Annotated in this window: 7 protein-coding genes and 1 tRNA gene; 2 read left to right on the plus strand and 6 right to left on the minus strand. The window is 35.2% G+C overall.

Annotation, left to right across the window (positions count from 1 at the left end; genetic code table 11):
* Positions 1–13: 13 nt before the first annotated feature.
* Positions 14–90, minus strand: a tRNA-Lys gene (locus tag ABX784_RS14745).
* A 167-nt stretch (positions 91–257) separates the two neighbouring features.
* On the opposite strand from ABX784_RS14745, the gene mtaB reads away from it, so the two are divergent.
* Both mtaB and ABX784_RS14755 read left to right on the plus strand, forming a co-directional pair.
* Positions 258–1,559, plus strand: a complete 1,302-nt coding sequence (gene mtaB / locus ABX784_RS14750; RefSeq protein WP_372655825.1) for a tRNA (N(6)-L-threonylcarbamoyladenosine(37)-C(2))-methylthiotransferase MtaB — start codon at positions 258–260, stop codon at positions 1,557–1,559.
* A gap of 83 nt (positions 1,560–1,642) precedes the next feature.
* Positions 1,643–1,825, plus strand: a complete 183-nt coding sequence (locus ABX784_RS14755) for a hypothetical protein (protein WP_372655826.1) — start codon at positions 1,643–1,645, stop codon at positions 1,823–1,825.
* Between the two features lie 75 nt (positions 1,826–1,900).
* Here the strand turns inward: ABX784_RS14755 and ABX784_RS14760 are convergent, their stop codons facing one another.
* The 5 genes from ABX784_RS14760 to modB all read right to left on the minus strand — a co-directional run.
* Positions 1,901–3,169 (minus strand): adenylosuccinate synthase, encoded by a 1,269-nt coding sequence (locus ABX784_RS14760; protein ID WP_372655827.1) that lies wholly within the window; start codon positions 3,167–3,169, stop codon positions 1,901–1,903.
* Complete coding sequence (locus tag ABX784_RS14765) at positions 3,169–4,116, minus strand: NAD(P)-dependent oxidoreductase (protein WP_372655828.1); 948 nt, start codon at positions 4,114–4,116, stop codon at positions 3,169–3,171. The genes ABX784_RS14760 and ABX784_RS14765 overlap by 1 nt, the downstream gene beginning before the upstream one ends.
* A 145-nt stretch (positions 4,117–4,261) precedes the next feature.
* Positions 4,262–4,609: a hypothetical protein gene (locus ABX784_RS14770; protein ID WP_372655829.1), complete on the minus strand. Its 348-nt coding sequence runs from the start codon at positions 4,607–4,609 to the stop codon at positions 4,262–4,264.
* A 267-nt stretch (positions 4,610–4,876) separates the two neighbouring features.
* Positions 4,877–5,833, minus strand: a complete 957-nt coding sequence (locus ABX784_RS14775; RefSeq protein WP_372655830.1) for an ATP-binding cassette domain-containing protein — start codon at positions 5,831–5,833, stop codon at positions 4,877–4,879.
* Positions 5,830–6,411, minus strand: a 582-nt coding sequence (gene modB / locus ABX784_RS14780) for a molybdate ABC transporter permease subunit (RefSeq protein ID WP_372655831.1), incomplete at its 5' end; no start/stop codon positions are given. The genes ABX784_RS14775 and modB, both read right to left, overlap by 4 nt.

The raw sequence follows: 6,411 nt of genomic DNA on the forward strand, positions 1-6,411 counted from the left end.
AAAAAAATAAAAATGGTGATCTCTCTGTGACTCGAACACAGGACCCTCTCCTTAAAAGGGAGATGCTCTAACCAACTGAGCTAAGAGACCAAAAATTCATCTTTGAACGTGAAAATGAGAATAAAGATTATCTGCTTTTCTGTCAAACAAAAAGTTCGATAATTTTATTAAATTGTATAAAAAATATACTTTGCTACTTGTCGAAAAGTGCGTCATTAACTATGTTGTCGGTGAATACTATAAAATAGGTTATATAAGTGGAAAATACAGAAAATAATCCAACAAAAAAAGTTGCGTTACATACTCTAGGATGCAGATTAAATTTCTCTGAAACAGGTTCAGTTGCTAAAGGTTTTACTGACCGTGGGTATGAGATTGTAGAATTTGGTGAAAAAGCTGATGTTATTTTTGTAAACACTTGTACAGTGACTGACTCTGCAGACTCAACATGCCGTAACCTTATTAGAAAAGCACACAAGTCTTCACCTGAAGGAAAAATTGTAGTGGCCGGTTGCTACGCTCAAATGGAACCAGAAACTATTGCTAATATGCAAGGAGTTGATCTAGTTCTTGGAACTTCAGAAAAATACAAAGTCTTCGAATACTTAAATGAAGAAGAAACAACTGCAATCCACGTTGATAAAACAGCCGATTTCTACGGAGCAGCTACAACGACAGCAGACTCTCACACAAGAGCATTCTTAAAAATTCAAGATGGATGCAACTATGTATGCTCATTTTGTATTATTCCTTTTGCTAGAGGTAGATCTAAAGCGATCAGCATTGAGGGAGCACTTAATAATGCTAAAGAGCTTATTGCCAATGGATTTAAAGAAATCGTTTTAACGGGTGTTAATATTGGAGAATATGAAACTTCTTCAGGAGAGAAATTAACTGATATGGTTAGATCTCTTCTTGAACTTGATGGACTAGAAAGATTAAGACTCTCTAGTGTCGAGCCAAATACTATAACTGATGAACTACTTGAAGTTTTTAAAAGCTCTCCAAAATTTAAAGATCACTTTCACATACCTCTTCAATCTGGTGATGATGAAATTCTAAAGAATATGAGAAGAAAATATACTGTTGCCGACTACAAGAAAGTGATTAATAAAATAATTACTGCATTTCCAAATGCAGGTATCGGTGCTGATCTTATTTGTGGTTTCCCTGGAGAGACAAAAGAGCAGTTTGAAAATACTTATAAACTGGCTAAAGAATTGCCTCTAACTCACTTCCATGTTTTTCCTTATTCTAAAAGAAAAGGAACAACAGCTTCAAAAATGGATAACCATATTCATAGTGCTACAAAAAAAGAGAGAGTAAAATCTCTTCTTCACCTTGGAGAGGCCAAACTCGCACTCTTTTCAGAAGACCAAATTGGTTCACAGAGTGAAGTACTATTTGAAAGAAAGACTAAAGACGGATTCTACACTGGTTACACTACGAACTATGTTAAAGTTTATGTTAAATCAGAGGCTGATCTAAAGAACCAAATTCGTAATGTTCACCTAAAAGAATACAAAGACGGTAAGGTATTTGGCGACTTAGTTCAATAATCACAATTACTTTACATTCAACTGACACAACAAAAACTCATATAAGGCATTATCAATCTTGTTAGAATTACAGGAGAATAATAATGCCTTATAAAAACCAACTAATTATACTTTTCTTTCTATTAGTAAGTTCATTCAGCTTTTCAGCTAAAGCAATTCCTGACGAGAACTCAATAGACTGCGCTCAACACCAGAGTGTTGGAGATCAGTCTGAAATATTTAAGGAAAAAGTAATCATGATGAGTAGAGAATTTGAAAATAAATAAGTAAAAGGTTTTTCCTTTTATATTCTTCCTTGATTAAAGAGGGAGTGCCTAGACCCACTCCCTCTTTTTTATTTTCTAAAAAAATTCTTTTCTAAATTTGATTTCACTTCTTTCAGGACCAAAAGCTAAAATAGACACTGGTATCCCTAACTCTTTCTCAATCATTTCAATGTAAGCATTTAAATTGTCAGAAAGTTCACCTTTAAAGTCATCCTCAAAAGGAGCAACGTCAGTAAAGATAGGCTCAACTTTTGAAAGGTCAATACCTGGATAAGCACAATCAATTTCTTCGCCATTATACTTATATGACTTACAAACTTTCAGCTCATCCATTCCACTTAGAACATCTACTTTAGTAAGGGCAATACTAGTAAGGCTTGAACACTTAACTGCATACTTTAATAATGGAAGATCTAGCCAACCACATCTTCTCTTACGTCCAGTTGTTGCTCCAAACTCTCCGCCTTTTTTCTGAATAAATTCTCCAACTTGAGAAAATAGCTCAGTAGGAAAAGGTCCTTCACCAACTCTCGTAGTATAGGCCTTAGTAATTCCTAAGACTTCATCAACTTTTCCTGAAGGCATTCCTGCTCCAGTAAAAATCCCGCCATAACTTGTACTTGAAGAAGTTACAAAAGGGTAAGAACCGTAATCGATATCAAGGAGTATTCCCTGTGCGCCTTCAAATAAGATTTTCTTTCCATCTTTGACTGCGTGATCGAGAAAACTAAATGTGTCACAAATAAAAGGTTTAATCATTTGTCCAAGCTCAAAAAGTCTAGACGCCTCTTCCTCAACACTTGGGTAATCAACTTTATAGAGATGCTCAAGAAGGTGCTCTTTCTCAGAAAGGCTCCCTTTTAACTTTGTGATTAAGACCTCTTTATCTAGTAAATCTTTAAGCTTAATACCTTTTCTAGAAATCTTATCTTCATAAGCAGGGCCAATTCCTTTTCCAGTTGTACCAATCTTAACAGGTCCCTTAGCTTCTCTTTGAGCATCAATTATTTTATTGTACATTGTAATAACTGAAGCATTTCCAGAAATTTTTAATTTATTGCTATTTACTTCAATCCCATTACTTAAAACATCTTCAAGCTCTGTTTTAAATGCTTCAGGATCAAATACAACTCCATGACCAACAACAGATACACAGTGGTCATGTAGTATCCCAGAAGGAATTAAATGTAATACGATCTTTCTATCTTCAACGATAATTGTATGACCAGCATTGTTTCCACCTTGAAAGCGAACAACAACATCACACTTTTGACTTAAAAGATCTGTAATCTTTCCTTTGCCTTCATCACCCCATTGGGAACCAATAATAGCTAAAGACTTCATTAGACTCTTACCTCATTTAATAGGTTTTCATTAATGAAAAATTCTTTTAATTGATGAACGGCCATCTCACCAACTCTAAATTGAGCCTCTTCAGTTGAAGCTCCAAGGTGTGGTGTCATGACAAGGTTTTCTAAAGTTCTTAATTTAGAGTTTTCTTCTAATGGCTCTGTAGCAAATACATCAAATCCAGCCCCTCTAATTTTTCCTTCTTTAAGAGTTTCAAAGAGATCTTCTTCATTAACAATTCCACCTCTTGCAGCATTTATTAAAATTGCATTTGGTTTCATTAGAGATAATAATTCTTTATTAACGATTCCTCTTGTGGCATCCATTAAAGGAGTATGGATCGTTATAATATCACTCTCGCTAAATAACTTTTTTAAATCATCACATTTAGATACATATGAAAGATCACTTCCCTCTTGGAAAGGGTCAAAAAATTGTACTTCTGGATCAAATCCACCAATTCTCTTTGCTACGATTTGACCAATTTGTCCAAATCCTAGAATACCAACTTTCTTATTTGCTAATTCATTTCCAGTAAATTTAGATTTATCCCAACCACCATTACTCATAGTCTTGTGGGCCCAAGCAGTTTTTCTAAGAACTGTCATCATAAGTGCTACAGCGTGCTCAGCTGCAGAATTATTATTTGCTCCAGGAGTATTTGAAACTTTTACTCCAACTTCTTGGCAAGAAGCTTTATCAATATTGTCAGTTCCAGCACCAGCTCTAATGACATACTTTAAATTAGGCGCTAAATCTAAATACTCTTTTGTAATAGTCGTAGAAGATCTAATTACTAATCCATTAATCTTTGGAAGCATCTCTTTCAACTCATCTTGAGTGATCTTTGATGATGGATGTACTTCAAATTCAGTTGTATTCTTTAGGTCTTCAAAAAGGTTCTTATCAAAGCCATCAGCTACTACAATAAAAGGTTTCATGATCCCTCCCGAGGGGTATGAGTTAGAAATAAATATGACAATAGAATTATAGGAAGTTTTGAAGAGACCTAAAAGGAAAAAGGGGGCCAAAGCCCCCCTTTTTTTTGTCTAACGACAAATAAGTGTTAAAAACCAGAAGTTTTATTTAAGCTGCTATGGGTTGTAAATCCATTCTTAATTGCAGTTGCTCTAGAGTCTTCTGAAACTCTGAAAGAGTAGGCAGATTACCAAAGTGAGTATTCTCATTTGGGTTCTTTGAAATAAAATCGTAAAGCTCAATTGTTGTTGAGTCCTCTCTGTCTTGAAGAAACGCTCTCCAGTTAGACTCTCCCTTACTCCTGTAATTTTGAAAGAGGTTCTTAACAAGCTCTTCTCGCGTCATTGCGCCAATTGAGACAACATTTCCATTGCTGTCTAGTTCCAAGTGCCAAACGCGATAGTTGGACTGGTTAGCAGGATGGTGTGAATTTTCTACAGCGATTGCCATGTACATATCTCCCTCCTTAAAGGTAGTGACCCTAATGGTCATTTACTCAATAAACTTCCTGTCCGTTGAGTTGTGTGTGTAAGAGTTTGAGCTTCCTGCTCAACCTCGAATAAATCATATGATGAAGCAAGTAAGAAAGTCTCCTACATAAGACTAACAAAGGGATTCGGCCCAGAAGGGTAATGTAAGTTTTTCTGGAGTCGCCATGGAATACTGGTGCCAAAGTTGGCCATTTTCTTCAGAATAAATCCTGAGCAGAGCGTAAAAACAGACTTAAATGATATGAGAATCGGGGCCAAAAAGCGCCACAACTTTTTGACCAGGCGTTATAGAAAAACGACTGAGAGGTTTTTTATTTATTTTGGCATAAAGGAATTTGTCCTCTAGATACTTGAGCTTTAAAACAGAGTTTTCATTATCAAAACTTTCTATAGAATCTAAAGTACAAGAAATGGAATTAGAGAGAGGATTAAGTTCATCAATATCTAGCAATGGAATAATATTTGATGAATGAATGACTAAGTGTTCGAAGTCATTCGTATTCAAACTAAGACCTAACCTACTAATACTTTCTTTTTCAATTGAGTTTATGGGACCACTTGGATCGAGTTTTAGAAGAGCTTCTTTTTTATCCATTTTTTTGGGGGGAAGTCCTTCTTTCATGTAAATAACACTATCACATAAGGAAACAACTTCTTTCATAGAGTGAGTAACCAAAACGATTGGTAGTTTGTAATCTCTATTAATAGTTCGAATTAAATTTAAAATATCTTTTTTTGCTTTTGAGTGCAGAGCGCTTAGAGGTTCGTCTAATAATAAAATATCAGGCGATGAAAGTAGTGCGCGCGCAATTGAAACTCTCTGAGCTTCCCCTCCTGAAAGAGAGTGTACGGACTTTTTCAATAAGTGACCCACAGATAAACTCTTAACTATATCTTCAAATGTATAACGAGGGTTATGGCATCTTCTAAGAGCATAACTTAAATTTTCTTCAATACTTAAATGAGGAAATAAAGAATTCTCTTGAAAGACATATCCAATAACTAAATTCTTTTCAAAATTAATACTTCCGTTATACCTTTTCTCTCTTCCTGAAATACAATTCAATATAGTAGACTTACCACATCCAGAGTCTCCAAAGAGTACAGTTACCTCTTCATCGTTAATTCTCAATTCACCTGTAGAGAAGTTGAAATCATCAAAGTTAATACTTATATTGATATCAATCATTTTCGACCTCTCCTAGAAGAGTTTAATGAGTAAATAACAACTAAGAGAGTTAAGGAAAAAAGTAACATAACAAGAGAGAGTTGATGTGCTTTATCAAACTCCAGTGCTTCAACATGATTAAAGATATCAATTGAAACAACTCTAGTCACCCCAGGGATATTACCACCAATCATCATTACAACTCCAAACTCTCCGATGGTATGAGCAAAGCTAAGTACTGCCCCTAGGACAAATCCACTCTTACTCAATGGCATTACGATACTAAGGAATTGATCTAACCTTGTCGCCCCCAGGAGTTTAGCTGAATCTAAATATTTTTTGGGCACCTTAGAAAAGGAGTTTATTAACGGTTGAACAGTGAATGGAAGAGAGTAAATAGTTGATCCTATTATTAATCCCGTGAAGTTAAATGTTAACTGTCCAGAATGGCCCATCATTTTTAAAGTCTCAGCAATGAACCCATTTGGGTTTAGTAGAATTAATAAGTAAAACCCCAAAACTGTTGGTGGAAGAATAAGAGGTAAAGCAAGTAAGGCCTCTACAATAATGCGAAGTTGTTTGCGTAAACCTACTACCCA

The sequence above is a fragment of the Halobacteriovorax sp. genome (assembly GCF_041587335.1).
GTDB lineage: Bacteria > Bdellovibrionota > Bacteriovoracia > Bacteriovoracales > Bacteriovoracaceae > Halobacteriovorax.

Coding starts and splice junctions, on each gene's coding strand:
- ABX784_RS14755 (WP_372655826.1), top strand. CDS start 1,643: ATGCCTTATAAAAACCAACTAATTATACTTTTCTTTCTATTAGTAAGT.
- ABX784_RS14760 (WP_372655827.1), bottom strand. CDS start 3,169: ATGAAGTCTTTAGCTATTATTGGTTCCCAATGGGGTGATGAAGGCAAA.
- ABX784_RS14770 (WP_372655829.1), bottom strand. CDS start 4,609: ATGTACATGGCAATCGCTGTAGAAAATTCACACCATCCTGCTAACCAG.
- ABX784_RS14765 (WP_372655828.1), bottom strand. CDS start 4,116: ATGAAACCTTTTATTGTAGTAGCTGATGGCTTTGATAAGAACCTTTTT.
- ABX784_RS14775 (WP_372655830.1), bottom strand. CDS start 5,833: ATGATTGATATCAATATAAGTATTAACTTTGATGATTTCAACTTCTCT.